The sequence below is a fragment of the Arthrobacter sp. zg-Y1116 genome (assembly GCF_024385485.1).
Taxonomy (GTDB): domain Bacteria; phylum Actinomycetota; class Actinomycetes; order Actinomycetales; family Micrococcaceae; genus Arthrobacter_B.
In genome coordinates, this window is sequence record NZ_JANFLR010000004.1 from 174,190 (window position 1) to 189,302 (window position 15,113).

General features: G+C 64.3%; 16 protein-coding genes. 7 read left to right on the forward strand and 9 right to left on the reverse strand.

Annotated features, from left to right (window positions below; all coding sequences use genetic code 11):
* Positions 1–223: 223 nt before the first annotated feature.
* A complete protein-coding gene (locus tag NNX34_RS12225; protein WP_255766800.1) occupies positions 224–1,672 on the forward strand; it encodes a basic amino acid/polyamine antiporter in 1,449 nt (482 codons plus the stop codon).
* Positions 1,673–1,981: 309 nt separating this feature from the next.
* Here the strand turns inward: NNX34_RS12225 and NNX34_RS12230 are convergent, their stop codons facing one another.
* The 8 genes from NNX34_RS12230 to NNX34_RS12265 all read right to left on the reverse strand — a co-directional run bounded on the left by NNX34_RS12230 (position 1,982) and on the right by NNX34_RS12265 (position 8,756).
* Positions 1,982–2,275 carry a putative quinol monooxygenase gene (locus NNX34_RS12230; RefSeq protein ID WP_255766801.1) on the reverse strand — a complete coding sequence of 98 codons (294 nt, stop codon included), beginning with the start codon at positions 2,273–2,275 and terminating at the stop codon, positions 1,982–1,984.
* Positions 2,276–2,378: 103 nt separating this feature from the next.
* Entirely contained in the window at positions 2,379–2,780 is a 402-nt protein-coding gene (locus NNX34_RS12235; RefSeq protein ID WP_255766802.1) for a carboxymuconolactone decarboxylase family protein, read from the reverse strand.
* Positions 2,777–3,691 carry an NAD(P)-dependent oxidoreductase gene (locus NNX34_RS12240; protein WP_255766803.1) on the reverse strand — a complete coding sequence of 305 codons (915 nt, stop codon included), beginning with the start codon at positions 3,689–3,691 and terminating at the stop codon, positions 2,777–2,779. The genes NNX34_RS12235 and NNX34_RS12240 overlap by 4 nt, the downstream gene beginning before the upstream one ends.
* 10 nt (positions 3,692–3,701) lie before the next feature.
* Positions 3,702–4,901: an alpha/beta fold hydrolase gene (locus NNX34_RS12245; protein WP_255766804.1), complete on the reverse strand. Its 1,200-nt coding sequence runs from the start codon at positions 4,899–4,901 to the stop codon at positions 3,702–3,704.
* The gene (locus NNX34_RS12250; RefSeq protein ID WP_255766805.1) at positions 4,891–5,691 is read right to left on the reverse strand and encodes an N-acyl homoserine lactonase family protein; all 801 of its coding nucleotides are present in this window, start codon (positions 5,689–5,691) and stop codon (positions 4,891–4,893) included. The genes NNX34_RS12245 and NNX34_RS12250 overlap by 11 nt, the downstream gene beginning before the upstream one ends.
* Positions 5,688–6,395: a GntR family transcriptional regulator gene (locus NNX34_RS12255; protein WP_255766806.1), complete on the reverse strand. Its 708-nt coding sequence runs from the start codon at positions 6,393–6,395 to the stop codon at positions 5,688–5,690. The genes NNX34_RS12250 and NNX34_RS12255 overlap by 4 nt, the downstream gene beginning before the upstream one ends.
* A gap of 56 nt (positions 6,396–6,451) precedes the next feature.
* On the reverse strand, positions 6,452–7,435 hold the full coding sequence (locus NNX34_RS12260; protein WP_255766807.1) for a carbon-nitrogen hydrolase family protein: 984 nt from the start codon (positions 7,433–7,435) through the stop codon (positions 6,452–6,454).
* Positions 7,428–8,756, reverse strand: a complete 1,329-nt coding sequence (locus NNX34_RS12265) for an MFS transporter (protein WP_255766808.1) — start codon at positions 8,754–8,756, stop codon at positions 7,428–7,430. The genes NNX34_RS12260 and NNX34_RS12265 overlap by 8 nt, the downstream gene beginning before the upstream one ends.
* A gap of 171 nt (positions 8,757–8,927) precedes the next feature.
* On the opposite strand from NNX34_RS12265, the gene NNX34_RS12270 reads away from it, so the two are divergent.
* The 6 genes from NNX34_RS12270 to NNX34_RS12295 all read left to right on the forward strand — a co-directional run bounded on the left by NNX34_RS12270 (position 8,928) and on the right by NNX34_RS12295 (position 13,769).
* Positions 8,928–9,548 carry a phosphatase PAP2 family protein gene (locus NNX34_RS12270; RefSeq protein WP_255766809.1) on the forward strand — a complete coding sequence of 207 codons (621 nt, stop codon included), beginning with the start codon at positions 8,928–8,930 and terminating at the stop codon, positions 9,546–9,548.
* A gap of 98 nt (positions 9,549–9,646) precedes the next feature.
* Positions 9,647–10,141 (forward strand): hypothetical protein, encoded by a 495-nt coding sequence (locus NNX34_RS12275; RefSeq protein WP_255766810.1) that lies wholly within the window; start codon positions 9,647–9,649, stop codon positions 10,139–10,141.
* Positions 10,138–11,142 carry a hypothetical protein gene (locus tag NNX34_RS12280; protein ID WP_255766811.1) on the forward strand — a complete coding sequence of 335 codons (1,005 nt, stop codon included), beginning with the start codon at positions 10,138–10,140 and terminating at the stop codon, positions 11,140–11,142. The genes NNX34_RS12275 and NNX34_RS12280 overlap by 4 nt, the downstream gene beginning before the upstream one ends.
* Entirely contained in the window at positions 11,093–11,677 is a 585-nt protein-coding gene (locus NNX34_RS12285; protein WP_255766812.1) for a hypothetical protein, read from the forward strand. Before NNX34_RS12280 ends, NNX34_RS12285 begins: the two co-directional genes overlap by 50 nt.
* Before the next feature lie 5 nt (positions 11,678–11,682).
* Positions 11,683–12,114 carry a helix-turn-helix domain-containing protein gene (locus NNX34_RS12290; RefSeq protein ID WP_255766813.1) on the forward strand — a complete coding sequence of 144 codons (432 nt, stop codon included), beginning with the start codon at positions 11,683–11,685 and terminating at the stop codon, positions 12,112–12,114.
* 446 nt (positions 12,115–12,560) lie between these two features.
* Entirely contained in the window at positions 12,561–13,769 is a 1,209-nt protein-coding gene (locus NNX34_RS12295) for an alpha-hydroxy acid oxidase (RefSeq protein ID WP_255766814.1), read from the forward strand.
* A 55-nt stretch (positions 13,770–13,824) separates the two neighbouring features.
* Here NNX34_RS12295 and NNX34_RS12300 read toward each other — a convergent pair whose 3' ends face one another.
* Positions 13,825–15,102 (reverse strand): MFS transporter, encoded by a 1,278-nt coding sequence (locus NNX34_RS12300; protein WP_255766815.1) that lies wholly within the window; start codon positions 15,100–15,102, stop codon positions 13,825–13,827.
* Between the last annotated feature and the right edge of the window lie 11 nt (positions 15,103–15,113).

Sequence of the window (15,113 nt, forward strand, 5' to 3'; positions counted from 1 at the left end):
GCTCCAGCGAACGCACCGCCTTTGACGGGTGCACGCCTTTCCACTGCAAGGACCCCTTCGGCAACCGCCTCCGGGCGCTGGCCACCGATTCGGACCCCGGCGTCTCCTTCTGAGAGAATAATGGTAAGGCTGCTGACGAAGGGACCCCTGCAGGGAGCGGGCGGCCCACCCACTGTTGTCTAACCGGTGTGACCTCAGCCGCCACGCCCGATTGGAAAGAACCATGTCTAATCCGCCTGCTCCGGGAGAGAAGGCCCCAGCAGCCAAACTCTCCCTGCTGACCCTCACCACTGTGGTGATCGGGTCCATGGTCGGGGCCGGGGTGTTTTCCCTGCCCCAGCGCTTCGCCGAGGAAACCGGGGTGTGGGGTGCGCTGGTCGCCTGGCTGATTGCGGGTTCCGGCATGCTGATGCTGGCCTTTGTGTTCCAGCGGCTGTCCATGCGCAAACCAGCGCTTGATGCGGGGGTCTTCGCCTACGCCAAGGCCGGCTTCGGAAATTACGTGGGGTTCTTCTCCGCAGCGGGTTACTGGGCCAGTGCCTGCGTGGGAAACGTCACCTACTGGGTGCTCACCATGTCCACGTTGGGAGCCCTGTTTCCGCAGCTGGGCGCAGGGGACACCCTCCTCGCCGTCGTGCTGTCCTCGGCCGGGCTGTGGGGATTCTTCTTCCTCATCAGGCGCGGCATCAAAGAAGCCACGGCCATCAACCGGATAGTCACGATCGCCAAGGTTGTTCCCATCCTGGTCTTCGTGCTGTTTGCTGTCTTCCTGTTCGACCCCGCCGTCTTCGCGGGAAACCTTACCGGTGCGGACTATACGGGGCCGCTGTTCGAGCAGGTCAGCAACACGATGCTGGTGACGGTCTTCGTTTTCCTCGGTGTCGAAGGTGCCAGCGTGTATTCGCGCCATGCCCGACGGCGGGAGGACGTTGGCCGGGCCACGGTCCTCGGATTTTTGAGCGTCTTTGCCATCTTTGCCTCGGTCACGATCGTTTCCTACGGCGTTCTGCCGATGGAACAGCTCGCCGAGCTGCGCCAACCATCCATGGCGGGTGTCCTGGAAGCGGGAGTGGGGACCTGGGGGGTGGTGTTCGTCAGCGCAGGCCTGATCATTTCGGTGATGGGGGCCTACCTGGCTTGGAGCCTGATGGCAGCGGAGGTCCTGTTCGTGGCGGCCACGGAGAAGGACATGCCGCGGTTCCTGTCCCGGGTCAGCGATGACGATGTCCCGGTCAACGCCCTGCTGCTGAGTACCCTGCTCAGCCAGCTGGTAATGGTCATCACCTACTTCTCCGGGGACGCCTTCGACTTCGCACTGGACATGACCGCGGTCCTGACGTTGTTTTCCCTCCTTTTCGCGGCCCTCTACGCCCTGAAGCTCGGTTGGAGCGGGGAAACGTATGAAGGAGCCCCGAGCCGCACCCGGCGGGGCGACCTGGCCATTGCCGTCATTGCCTCCATTTATTCAGTGTTCCTGGTCTATGCCGCCGGGCTGCCCCTGGTGCTGCTTTCGATGATCTTCTACGCCCCCGCCACCGTCCTGTTCGTGATTGCCCGCCGTGAACAAGGGCAGCGCGTTTTCCGGGGAGGGGAGCTGGTTCTTTTCCTCATTACTTTGGCCGGAGCCGTCGCAGGCGTGCTCGCCCTGGTCCGGGGCTGGATAGCGCTCTGATCTAGCGGACTCGCGGGCTGGCCACACCATGAGGGCGGCCCAGCGCTCCCGCGCCAGCGTCGACGTCGTCGAAGTCCCTGTCTGCTTGCCAGGCCACGGAGCACCCCGAGGTCCAGACCTGGCTGCTGGACCGCAAGATCATCGCCAACCGCGTGGGGCCGTCGGTGCCGAGCTGGGCAGTTGCCGCGGCGGCGGGCACTGCATGACCTGCCCGATCGTCCGGGACGGGCTCGACTAACGACGACGACGGCCAGGGACGCCGCGACGACGGATCCCGCCGGGGCAGCGGGGGCGGGAGGACCAAACCGCCTACGACCCGTACATGGATACCGTGCGGTCCTGAAGCAACTGGATGATGCGGCCGCGGCCGATTTGCTGGAAATGGACGGACTCGCGGTGGGCGTCAAAATCAGCCGCCGTGCGGTAGGACTCCAGAATCACAACTTTGCGCGGGTCCTCGACGCCGCGGAAGTACTCGTAGCGGAGGTTGCCTGCCTCGGTCCGGCTGGCTTCAGCCAGCAGCCTCAGTTCGGCAAGCACCTCGTCCTCGGAGCCCGGTGTGACGGTGTAGACGGCCACGACGTCGAAGGTCTTCTCTGGCACGGTTGTCTCCTTAATAGGGGGCGATGTTGGTTCTTCGCTTAGATAAGCAGGAACCCCTCGGGCCGTGCCCGGAGACGCGGCCCGAGGGGTAGCGGCGTTGGACCTATTCGGTGCCGGTATGAACAGAGACAGTGGGCTCCAGGCGTTCCGCGCCAACCACTTCTGCCCACGCCTCAACGCCGTACTGGAACGAGACGATGCCAGCCTCGGGCAGCGAGATTTCGATAGCCTCCAGGATTTCCTGCGGAGTGAGGCCCAGTCCCAGACCTACCTGGATGTGGCTCTTCAGCTGCGGCTTGGGGGCACGCATCACGGTCAGGCTGAGGATGAACAGAAGTTCCTTGGTCTTGCGGTCCAGCAGCCGTTCGCTGAGGTACGCGGCCTGAACCAGGTCATTGGCGGCCTGAAGGGCAGGGAAATCGGCCGCGGCCATCACCTTGTGGTAGTCGAGGACGTACCCCCGGCTGGTGGCCATCTGGTCAATGTATTCCTGTGCTTCGCTCATTCTTGGGTCCTTTCGTCGTCCCTGGTGTTACTGATTTGGATGGAGGTATGGGTTTCGTAGTACCGGGCCAGTTCGGTGTGATCCGGATGCTCTCCGAGCAAGGGACGGTTCTCTTCGGCAACGGCCAGCGCCCGGTCGGTGACGGGTGTGGTGATCCCCCCGGTCAGGCCCTGGGCGATCCGCAGATCCTTGAGCATGAGGTCGTAGGCGAACCCCGAATCGAAGGTCCCGGTCAGGATATGGTTCGGGTACTTCACCTCGCTGGCCTGGCTGCGTCCGGTGGAAGCGTTCAGGACCGTCACCATGGTCTCGGGGGTGATGCCGAATTTCGCCGCGGCAGTAATGACTTCGGCGGCGGCGGCAATGTTGGTTGCGGACAGCAGATTGTTCAGGGCCTTGGCGGCGTCACCGCTGCCGGCGGGGCCGACATGGTGCACAGCGGTCCCCATGGACTGGAGCAGCGGCCTCGCCCGGTCAAATGCCTGTTCTGTACCGCCCGCCATGATGGACAGCTCACCGGTTACAGCCTTGCGCTGGCCGCCGGAGACGGGAGCGTCGAGATAATCGATACCGCGTTGTTTCGCGGCCGCGGCAAGCGCCTTGGAGCTTTCCGGTTCCGAAGAACTCATGTCAATGACCAGTGCCCCCGGGGCCAGCGCCGCCAGGAGGCCGTCCCCGCCCTGCAAGATCGATTCCACGATGGCGGAATTCGGCAGCATCAGCACGAGAGTGTCCACGGATTTAGGGACGGACGCCAGCGAGGAAAGCCCTGCAATCGATAAGTCCCGGGCGAGCTTTTCCGTCACATCTGGGCGCGCATCAAAAATCGTGAGCGAATCTCCGGTATGACGGTGCAGGTTACGCACCATGGGCTCACCCATGGTGCCGAGTCCGATAAACAGGACTGTCATGTAGTTCCTCCTAAGAACCAAGTGTGGATAGTCGCAGTAATGCTTCCTGCAGGTACCGGGCAAAGCTGTGCGGTGCTTCCGCATGGGGAAAATGGCCAAGGTCGTCCATCAGGATGAACTCGGCGTTCGGGATCCTGTCCGCCAGGTCCTTTACCTTCTCCGGGGGGACCGTGGTGTCGTAGGCGCCGCCGAGGAGAATGACCGGCGGCGTTGAGCCGTCCAGGCTGCCGAGCTCAGTGCTCAGATCCCAGGTCACATAGCTTTTGATATCCGTGGGATAAGTGCCGTATCCGCCGTTGGTGTAACCCCACCAGACGCGGTCGCGCCAGGATTTCGGGGACGACGGCGACATGGCGCCGAATATCCATTCGGCCGCAGCAATGTTTTGGTTCACGTCCACGGCATCAAACCAGGGCGCTGTCCGGTTGCCGACCTGCACACAGGTTTGGGCCGCAATCGCACCCCGGAATACCTCGGGGTAGCGGATTACTGCCCGGACTGCGGCGGCGCCGGCCATGGATGCACCCAAAATGACAGGGCGGTCCAGATTCAGCGCTTTGGCCACACGGACCACGGTTTCCAGATAATCGTTCTCACTGAGGGTGTAGTCGGTTCCTGTCCTGCCCCAGGCCGGCTGGGATTTCCCGTGCCACGGAAGGTCCAGGCAGATCAGTTCGATCCCCTCCGGCAGGCACCCGGCCAGTCCGTGGAACTGCGTGGTGTCGCTGCCGGCGGTGGGCACGCACAGCACAGGGATGCCGCCGCCGGCCCGCTCCACGAAGACATCACATGTGCCATAGGTGCTGTGTTCAATGCGGTGGTAACTGCCCTGCAGGGGCGGTGGCGGGGGAACCGGTTCATCTGCTGACGATGTACGGCGAAGGACCTCGTGGGTGCGGCGGACTATCTGCAGGTGCTGTTCCAGAACCTTCCGGGATCCGGTCAGGTCCAGATCACCGCGCAGCAGGCAGGACAGCACGGACTGCCACTGCGGTTCCGGAGCCGGATCCAGCAGCCGCTGCCAGGTTCCATCCGTGCCGTGCAGGGAGAAATCGACCTGGCCGGGCTCGGCGTCCAGGAGCTTTCCATCGGCGAGGTGAATGGTGAGGACGTCGCCGTCGGAGACCAGTTCAAAAGCCACCTCGGCGCCGCGGGAAAGTGCCCCGAACTCGGCGTCGTCCCGCAGGGCCTGGATGCCGTTATTCCACATGATGAGCAGCTTTCACTGTGCTGGCGAATGTCCCCAGGGTGCCTTCCAGCCGATCGTGCCGGTCCAACTCGCTGATGTCATGGCCGCTGATGACGCCGGCGTAGGCACCGTCCCGGATGCGTTCCAGCACCCCGTAGGAGGTGGGCCAGTCCGCCATGGATTTGAAGAGCATGTCCTTCTCAATCTCCTCGTGGAAATGCCCGGCATCACTGGCCAGCAGCACGGTTCCCGCCGGGGTATCCACCTCGACGATGCTCTGGCCCGGGGTATGACCGCCGACCGGAATCATGCGGACCCCCTCCGCGACCTGGACAACCCCGTCAACAAGCTCCAGCGTTCCCGCGGCAAGAAGCCTGACCAGTTCGGCGATTTCCCCGGGTTCGACGAAATTGGTGAACAGGGGTTTTCGGGCCAGTGGGCCGGTCCAGAACTCGTACTCACTCCTGGCCATGTAGGCACGCCGGGGAGAAATCCGGTCCACGTTGCCGATGTGGTCATAGTGCGCGTGCGTGAGGATCAGGGCGTCGGGACTGGTTGTGACACCCAAGTGCTGGAGTGCCGTCAGTGGATCCACCAGTACTTCGCGGTTCCGCGCCCGCGCCGGGGCGGCGGCGTAACCGGTATCCACGAGGATGGTGGTTTGTGCATTGCGGATCACCCAGAGGTAGTACCCCATTGCATGCTCGGCGTCGGGTTCGCTGTACCAGTCGTAGTTCAGATACGCGTCGCTCCTGGTGGTGGTCCGTTGTCCATGCCGGACAATCAGGATTTCCCAGTCCTGCCCTGTCATAAACGTGCCCCCTCGGGCTCTGGATATTCGGTTCCGGAAAGGCTGTCGTGGGTTTCGCTCCTCAGGTGCGCCAGAGCTATGTCCCGGGCAATGTGGACGTGGGTCCGCGCGCATTCCAGCGCCCGGTACTCATCGCCGGCGACCACTGCGTCCACCATGGCCTGGATCTCTTGAAGCATCCGCTCGCCCCTGCCGGGGGAAGAGAGCGTCAGACGCCGCAACTGGCTGATGCGTGTCTGCACGTTCTGCAGCATTTCCCCGATCGTGTGGTTGCGCGAGATGGACACCAGCAGTGCGTAAAAGCGGTCCTTGATGGCCGTGATGTCCTCGACGTCGGCTTGGAGCGATGCCCGCAGTTCGAGCATCAGGATCGTCATGTCCTCAATGTCCGTGCTGTCGCGGCGCCGGGCCGCCAGCCGCATGATGGCGCATTCCAAGGCTTCCCGCACTTCGTAGAGTTCAGCGGCCACCTCCACGGTGAGACGTTCCACGATCGGACCCACGTTCGGTTCGATACGTACCAGCCGCTCCGATTCCATCTGCCGCAGGGCCTCCCGGATCACGGTCCGGCTGACGCCGAACTTTTCGACGAGGTCCTTTTCCTTCAGACGCATTCCCGGGCGGAAGGATCCATTGATAATTTCCCGCCGGATGGCCTCGACGATTTGCTCTCGCAGAGGGGCTGCAGTCTTTTGGATGGTCATAGCGTTTTCCTTACCCGGTCTTTTCTTCGAAGTGCATCTGCGCGGAACAGACATACTCAGTTTGGTGCCTTAGCAGTATGCACACCCCCTTGACCCGCGAGGGCCACCGGATTATCCAGCCAGGTGACGGGCTGCTTCGGCTGGCGGTCCACCTGCAGCTGGAAAATGTCCGGGCGTCCGTAATGCCCCACTACGTCCATATCGAGGTGGGCCCGTGTCTGGTCGGCCAGGTCGATCCGGGCGTAGAGGATGCCCTCTTCGTCAAAGAGCGGACCTGCGAGCAGCTCACCGAGCGGTGAAATAATCGCGCTGCCGCCGCGGAGGGCCAGTTGCTGGTCCTCGGGCAGTTCGGGCTCCAGCTCTGCGGGGATGTCCTCCTTTCGCAGGATCTGGCAGGCGCTGAGCACATGCACCCGTCCTTCGAGCGCAATGTGCGTCATGGTGGGCAGCCAGGTGGGGCGGTCGTCCACGGTGGGCGCGCAGTACAGTTCGATTTGCTGGGCATACATGGCGTACCTCAGCAACGGCATGTAATTCTCCCAGCAGATGACCGCACCGACCCGGCCGACAGGAGTGTCTACGACGTCGATCGTGGATCCGTCGCCGAATCCCCAAATCAAACGTTCAGAACCCGTGGGCATAAGCTTCCTGTGGATATTCAGGATCTGGCCGGTGGGTCCAATCGTTACCGCAGTGCAGTACAGGGTGTACCCGAGGCGTTCGATAACACCAATGACGACGGTTAGCTCCCCATCACGGGCAGCTTCCCCGAGCTCCCGCAGCTCTGGACCGTCCAATTCCACCGCTGAGTCGAAGTACCTGCGGAAGAGTTCACGGCCCTGCGGGGTCCGCCGGCCCACGTAGGAGTCCAGGCCCGCGCCTTTGGGATAACCTCCGATAAAGGCTTCCGGGAAGACCGCCAGCTCGGCACCGTGACGGGCACATTCCTGCATGAGGGAAACCGCCCGGCGGATGGCCTCCGGCGTATCAAACAGTGCTGATGCCGCCTGCACTACGGCAACTTTTGTCAGATCAGTCATTGAGATTCCTGTACCTGGTTTCGGGCATCAGCGGGATGAGGATGGCGCCGCAGACAACGGCAACTGCAATGAGATAGAAGGAGGGTGCTGCAGGACCGTAGCTGGATACAAGCCAAGTAGCGATGAATGGCCCGGGACCCGCCAGGAGAGCGTAGGCCACGTTGTATCCCAATGATGATCCGGTAGACCGGATCGAAGCGGGAAACAATTCGACCATCGCAACTACGCCCATCACCGCGATCATCGCCTGCAGCACCGCCCAGATGATGAGCGCGATGAGGACCAGCCAGAATTCCCCGGTGGAGATCATCAGGAACAACGGGTACCCCAGGACAGCGAAGCCCACCGTGGGCACAATGACCATCGGGCGCCGACCAATCCGGTCGGAGACCATGCCGGCAATGGGGTTGAGGGCGGCGTAGATAACCAGGCCGATGATGGAGACAGTCAGGGCCGGCACGGTTTCCATGCCTGCAACCTGCTGCAGATAGTTGTTCATGTAAGTCACCAGGTAATACAGGGAAACCCCGAAAATACCTGCGATGGCGAAAGCCATCAGGAACCCGCGCCAGAAGGCACCCCGCGGTGCACGGATTACCTCTCCTGCGTTACGGCGGGATTCGAGTTGCTGGAAGACCAGTGTTTCTTCCAAATTCCGCCGTATGTAGAGCGCGACTGCACCCAGCAGCAGGCTGATGACGAACGGAATACGCCAACCCCATGAAGCGACGTCTTCTGCGCTCAGCACCGAGTTGATGAGCAGTGCGACGCCGGTGCCGGCTATGAATGCCAACGCCGCAGAAGCGGAAACAACGCTGGCACGGGTGGCCCGCTGGGAGTTGGGTGCGCTCTCCACTAGGAACATCGCCGAACTTGTCCACTCTCCGCCCACAGACAGTCCCTGAACAAAACGCAGCACGGTGACAATGATCGGAGCGGCAATTCCGATGGTGTCAAAGCCGGGGGCGAGGCCAATCAGGGCGGTACACACGCCCATGACAAGCACCGAAATCATCAAGACGAGACGGCGGCCGAAGCGGTCGCCCAAGGGACCTAGAACGGCAGCGCCCAGCGGGCGGGCAAAGAACCCGACGGCGAAAACGGCGAACGCCGCGAGAGTAGCTGACGTTTCGTTATTCGAGGGGAAGAACGTCGCGCTGATATAGGCCACGAAGTATCCGTAGATCGCGAAATCAAACCATTCCATGAAGTTGCCTATGCCTACGGCTATTTCACGCTTGCCGAAGGGATAGCGGGCCTCTTGGGCCACCGAGCTGGGGGACTCCGTCGCCGGTGACGAAGCTGTCGGTAGTTCGGACATGGCTGCCTTCCATCGTTCTCATATGACGGTATTACGGTATGACGAGAGACACTATGTGCCCGGATTTGATTGTGTCAAGGGTCACATTTGGGCATTTTGAAAATAGGGACTCCGATATGGCCATATGGCCAGGAGCGAAACCGCTCAGCCCTGCCCCAGTAGAATCGACGGATGCCCGAAACCCGCCAGCCCACCGCACCGCCCGCATCACGCGCCACCACCGTCTCCACCCGCCTGGCACGCATCGTCACCGAAGTCTCCGCACCGGCCGTCCTCGTGGGAATTCTTCTTCTGCTGCAGCCGCTGCTCAGCCCGGGCGTGACTTGGCTGCAGGGCATCACGGCGGCGCTGTTCACGGTGGGGCTGCCCTTCGCCGGAATCCTGGTGCTGAAGCGGCGCGGCAGGGTCACCGACCATCATGTGGGCGTACGGACGCAACGCGCACCGATCCTGGCGGCCTCCGCCGTGTCGCTGGGCATCGGCGCACTGCTCCTAGTCCTGCTGGATGCCCCGGCCGCGATGTTCGGCGAAATCGGCGGCGTGTTCATCGGCATGATGCTGTGCCTGGCAGCGAACCTGGTGTGGAAGCTGTCGGTGCATTCCGCCGTCGCCGCCTACGTCGGGCTGGCCCTGCTGGCACCGATCCCGGCGGTCGGCGCAGCGCTGGCCCTGCTGCTGGCCTCGGCCACGGGCTGGTCCCGGGTGAAGCTCGGCGACCACACGCCCACCCAGGTCCTGGCCGGACACATCGCCGGATGCCTGACCTTCGCCGCAGCCATGCTGCTGCCCTAGGGCCCCGCGCTGAGGCCAATCAACAGATTGCGATAAAGTCGGGGGCAGTCTCTTTACATATTTGCCTGGCAAAGATGTGAAACAACGATGGGGGATTCATGACAACGCGATTCGGGAAGTCCGCCGGTGAACGGGCCACCTCAAAAGCAGTGGTCGCCGCCCTGCAGCTCGGCGAGCACGTCACCTTCGATGAACTGCTGGCCGCCGTAACCAAGACACACGGAAAACCCATTGAACTGCGCGACATCGACTCCGCCGTCATTCCTTCCGTCACCGGTCTCTGGATCGAGAAGGACACGAAGTCGATCATCCTGCTGCCCTCCGGCGACAACCGGCTGCACCGCACCCACGCCGCCTGCCACGAATTCGGGCACATCCTCCTGCGCCACCAAGGATGCGGCGGAGTGGAAACAACCATGCCGTCCGTGTTCCAGCACATCGGCAGCCGCCAGGGAATCCGGCGGATGCTGGCGCGGTCCCTGACCTGGAACGCAACCGAACGGGCCGCCGAGCAGGTGGCCTACCTGCTCTCGCTGGCCCTGCTGCCTCGGGAACGCGACAGCGCCAGCACCTTTGAACGGACCTTCCAGTGATCACCCTGCAGATGTTGCCGGCTGCCGCCCTCTGGACGCTGGTGATCATCCGGCTGGTGGGCCTGCGCTTCGGCTGGAAGCTGGGCATCCTGCCTGGCATGGCCGCGGTGGCCACCGGCGCCACCCTGAACATTGACCAGGTCTACCTCTTCGTAGATTCCCTGCTGGGGGAGCGGAACCTGCTCAACCTGATCGTCCACCTGCTCATGGGTGCCGGCATGACGGAACTGAGCCGCCTGCTGCTCAAGGCCACCGGCAGAACGGACGACGACGGCGGGCGGCACGTGAAGGTACTGATCGGCATGGGTGTTGTCCTGGCCGTCATCCAGACGACCCTGCTGCTGGTGTCCGATACCCCAGGCTCCGCCACCAACTTCACCGACACCTTCGCCTCGATCCCCACGATTGCCCCGTACCAGGCGAGCTTCTTTGCCTGGATCGGCCTGGTGCTCGGCTACACCGGTGTCGAATGCCTGCGCCGGGACAGGAGCGGAGAATCCCGGGAATTCGGCATCGGCGTGGGCATCCTCAGCGCCGGGTGCGGAGCCGGCGTCGGCGCCGTGTCCCTGAAAATGCTGCTCATCGGCCTGGAATTTGCCGGCGTGCAGGCATCCTTCGGCCTCTACATCGGCTACCGCATCCTCATGGCGCTGACCATGTTGGGCTTCGCGGTCGGGTTCGCGGTACCGTCCTACGCCCGCCTCAAAACCGCCGCTGCCGCCCGCCGTCGTCGTGCCAAAGACCTGGACGCCCTGCGGCCGATCGTGCGCCGCCTGATGAAGACCTGCGAAGGCACGCGGGCTCTGGAAGCGGCCAACGTGTCCCTCGACGCCCGCACCTCCAAGACCCAGCTCTACCGCTGGTTCATCCTCATCGGCGACATCCGGGTCCTGGAACCCGGGCTGCTGTCGCCGGAGGAGACCCGCATCATTGACGAGATAGGCAGAAGAATTGAAGACAACGGAACACCGGCCCGCCGCGCAGCTGTCCTCGGCGGTTAGCTGGTACTCCAAAATCCTGCCGCCGGCCCTGGTGCTGGCCGTCCTCATCATTGCTGCGGGGATCCAGGCGGGGCTGGGACCGGTTGGCGTGCTCCTGCTCCTGGCCGGCGTCGTCGTGGTGCCCGGGACGATCTACAAGGGCACCAAGGGACTGTTCCGACGCCGCGGGATACCGGACCGCTGGCGGGCCGCCCTGGTGGCTGCCCTGATGCTGGCCGGCGCCGTCGTCTGCTACCTCCTGCCCGTGGCCTCGCCGGTGCCCGAAACGGTGACCGGGCTGCTGCTCGGCAACCTGGGCCTCGTCTTCTTCCGGCGCTGGCTCAACGTTTCGGCGCACGTGTCCGTGCTGACCTTCGGCGTGCTTTGGATTATGGCGACATACGGGGCGGGCTGGGCGTGGCTGTTGATACTATCGCCGTTGATGATCTTCAGCCGGGTGTCCCTCGGCGAACATACGTTGCGGGAGGCGCTGTCCGGCGCGGCCCTGGGAGCGGCCACCTTCTGCTGTTTCCTCGCAGTGATGACTTGGAGCTGAACTACGTGAATGATTTTGATCTTCCCCCGGAGCGCGCTGCGGGCATCCGACGAGCCGAAACGCTTGCCCGGAAGATCAATCTCCTGCTGGACGTCATCATGTCCGACTCCGGAAAGCCCTTTGACTACCCGACAATTAGGGACGCCGCGCAGAAAGCGGGCTACTACCTCTCGCGCACCCGGTGGTCGCTGCTGAAGTCCGGCAAGGAGCAGGTGGTTCCAGAGGAAGCGCTGCGCGCCATTGCCGCCGTCTTCGACGTCGATCCCGACTACCTGCTGCAGGAGGACGGAAACCTGCCCGAGCGGGTCGAGGCCGAACTGGAACTGCTCCGCAGCCTGCGCCGCGCCGAGGTGCGGAACTTCGCGGCTCGGGCCCTGGGCCCGGTGGATCCGGAGGCCTTGAAGGCCATCGCGAAAATCCTGGACGAGGATCACTAGCCTTCCGCCCCTTTGCCCCGCGGCGTTCTTCGAAGCATCACGTCGCCGAGAAATACTTTGACCCGGACACCTAGCGGTGGTAGCGTCTCACCCATGTCTCACACATGTGTGAGACGGACTGAAAAGTTCATGAACGGCGGACGGAGCGATCCTGGGCCGATGGGGAATCTTCGTGCATTTGTGGCTGGGGGGTCACTGCCGAAGTCTCCACCTCGAAGGCTCACCGGCCTCCGTTCCCGTTTTCCGGCGCGTCTCGGCGCGCTGTATCTGTAGCATCCGCTGCCTGTGGGGGGTCGGTGGATGGCTGCAACCGAAGCCAGCGGATATCCTCCGCTGGCTTCGCTGTTTTCGGGAGGTGTTGAGGCTGCGCGTAAAGATCGGTCAACTCCTGCTCCATGACGGCCCCGCCGTCCTAGACTGGCGCCAAGCCGAGCCAGAAAGCAGCCATGAAACGCCGAATTCCCCAGTACTCCGAACTCCGCGATCTCGTCCAGTTTCGATCCTTCGACCTGGACCGCCGCCGTGCCCGCCTGGCCAGGGCAACCAACATCTGGGAACTGCGGGACATCGCCAAACGCCGGATCCCGGCCGCAGCCTTCGACTACGTGGATGGCGGCTCGTTCGGGGAGCACGCCCTGCAGCGCAACCGCGAGGCCTTCAATGACATCGAATTTGTGCCGCATGTGCTGCGCGATGTGACCGACGTGGATCTGAGCACCAAGATCGCCGGCACGGAGTCGGCCATGCCGGTCGGCATCGGTCCCACCGGGCTGACGCGGCTGATGCACACCGAAGGGGAGGTGGGCGGCGCGCAGGCCGCGGCCGCCTTCGGGGTGCCTTTCTCGCTCTCCACCATGGGTACGGCCTCCATCGAGGAACTGGCTACCACGGTGCCCGACGCCGCCAAATGGTTCCAGCTCTACCTCTGGAAGGACCGCGAACGTTCCCGCGAACTTGTGCAGCGGGCCGCCGCGGCGGGCTACGGCGCGCTGATCGTCACAGTGGACACCCCGGTGGCGGGCGCCAGGCTGCGCGACACCCGCAACGGCATGACGATGCCGCCCACCCTGACCGCCAAAACCATTCTGGACGCCTCTTACCGGCCCGAGTGGTGGTTCAACTTCCTCACCACCAAACCGCTGGGCTTCGCCAACTTCGAGGGTGAACGGGTCTCCCTGGCCGAAACCGTGAACACCATGTTCGAAGCCTCGCTGAACTTCGGCGACTTGGACTGGCTGCGTGAAACGTGGCCGGGCAAGCTCATCGTCAAGGGCATCCAAACGCCCGGCGACGCCGTCGAGGTCCTTGCCCGCGGCGCGGACGCCTTGGTGGTTTCCAACCACGGCGGACGGCAGCTGGACCGCGCCCCGGTGCCGCTGCGGATCCTGCCGTCCATCCGGGCTGCCGTCGGACCCGAGGCGGAGATCATCCTGGACTCAGGCATCATGTCCGGCGGCGACATTGTGGCGGCGCTTGCTGCCGGCGCGGACTTCACGCTCATCGGCCGGGCCTACCTGTACGGGTTGATGGCCGGCGGCCGACAGGGCGCCGAACGCACCCTGGACCTGCTGCGCACGGAAATGACCCTGGTGATGCAGCTGCTCGGCGTCACGAGCGTGGCCGAGCTGCGTCCGGAGCATATCCGCAGGGTGTGACCTTGCGGGCTCCGGGGTTCTGAAAGCAACCCCGGGTGACCGCCCCGGCTTTCGATCAGGACGCGGCCCCGGAACGGGCAGTCCGGAGTCCGTCGTCCGTCGATATGTCGTGGGTTCGGATGCGGGCAATGACCCCGGCAGCGCTGACGCCGCACGCCGCCGCGGAAACGGCAAAGGCCAGCCCGAAGCCGGACGCTTCGATGAGGGCACCGGTCAGGGCCGCCCCGGCGGCCTGCCCCAGGATGAGGCTGATGAAGAGGGCCGAGGTGCCGGCGGCGCTGCTGCTCGCCGTCGCGGTGGCCCAGATGATGAGGACCGACGTCGCGGCGGTGTAGGCCAGACCGAACAGTGCGGCCGCGGCGAAGGAGATCCCGGTACTCCCCGGTGCGACGGCCATCCCCGCGGTGGCCGCCGCGGTGGCCAGCACCGTGACCGGCCAGGTGAGGCGGATCGAGTGCCGGGCCAGCCACGGGGCGGTCATGACCGCGGCGGCGCCGCCGACACCAAGGGCAATCCAGGCCCCGGCAGACAAAGTGACGGGCATGCCGCCCTGGTCCTCGAGCAGGGTGCGTCCGTACACCCAGACCGCGGCGCAGCCGATGCCGTAGGTGAAGGCGGCGGCGAGCGGCCATTTCAACGCGCCCAGGCCCAATCCCCGCTGCCGGCTTCCGCCGCGCTGCCGGCGCCCGGCGTCGTCGTTCCTGCCCGCGTCTTCCGTCCCGCCCGCGCCCGCTCTGCTGCCTTGGAGACTCCCACGGCCCCGCGAGACGTCACCCAGCAGTACCCCGACCATGCCCGCCACCGCGATGACCGCGATCAGCCCCCACGCCAGCCGCCACGAGGATCCCAGAAGCAGTGCAAGCAGCCCGGCTGCAACTACCCCGAAGCCGGTGCCGGAGTTCACCACCGACTGCCGCTTCGCCACGGAGAACGGCTTCGTGTTCCGCTGCACCAGTTCCACCAGGGCGGGGGAAGCGAACCCTGCACCCATCCCGGCCAGCAGCACGGCCGCGGCAAAAAAGCCCGTGGACGGAGCCGCGGCGATACCCGCTGAGCCGAGTGCCGCCGTCGTCCCCGCCAAAATGGTCATCAGCCGCGGATGCCGCGGCGCGTAGACGAACCCCAGCGCGGCCGACACGCAGTAGATCACCGAGGCGCCGGAGGAGAGCAGTCCGCCGACGGCCGGGGTCAGGTCGAAGGACGTGGAAAAGGCGGGCAGGAACAGGCCGTAGCCCAGCCGCGCCAGGCCGTAGGTCGCGGCGATAAGGGTTACCGCGGCGACCGCGAAGAGCGGGCCGGCGGTCGGAAGAGAAGGCTGTAACGGTCGTTTCATTGAAACGTACG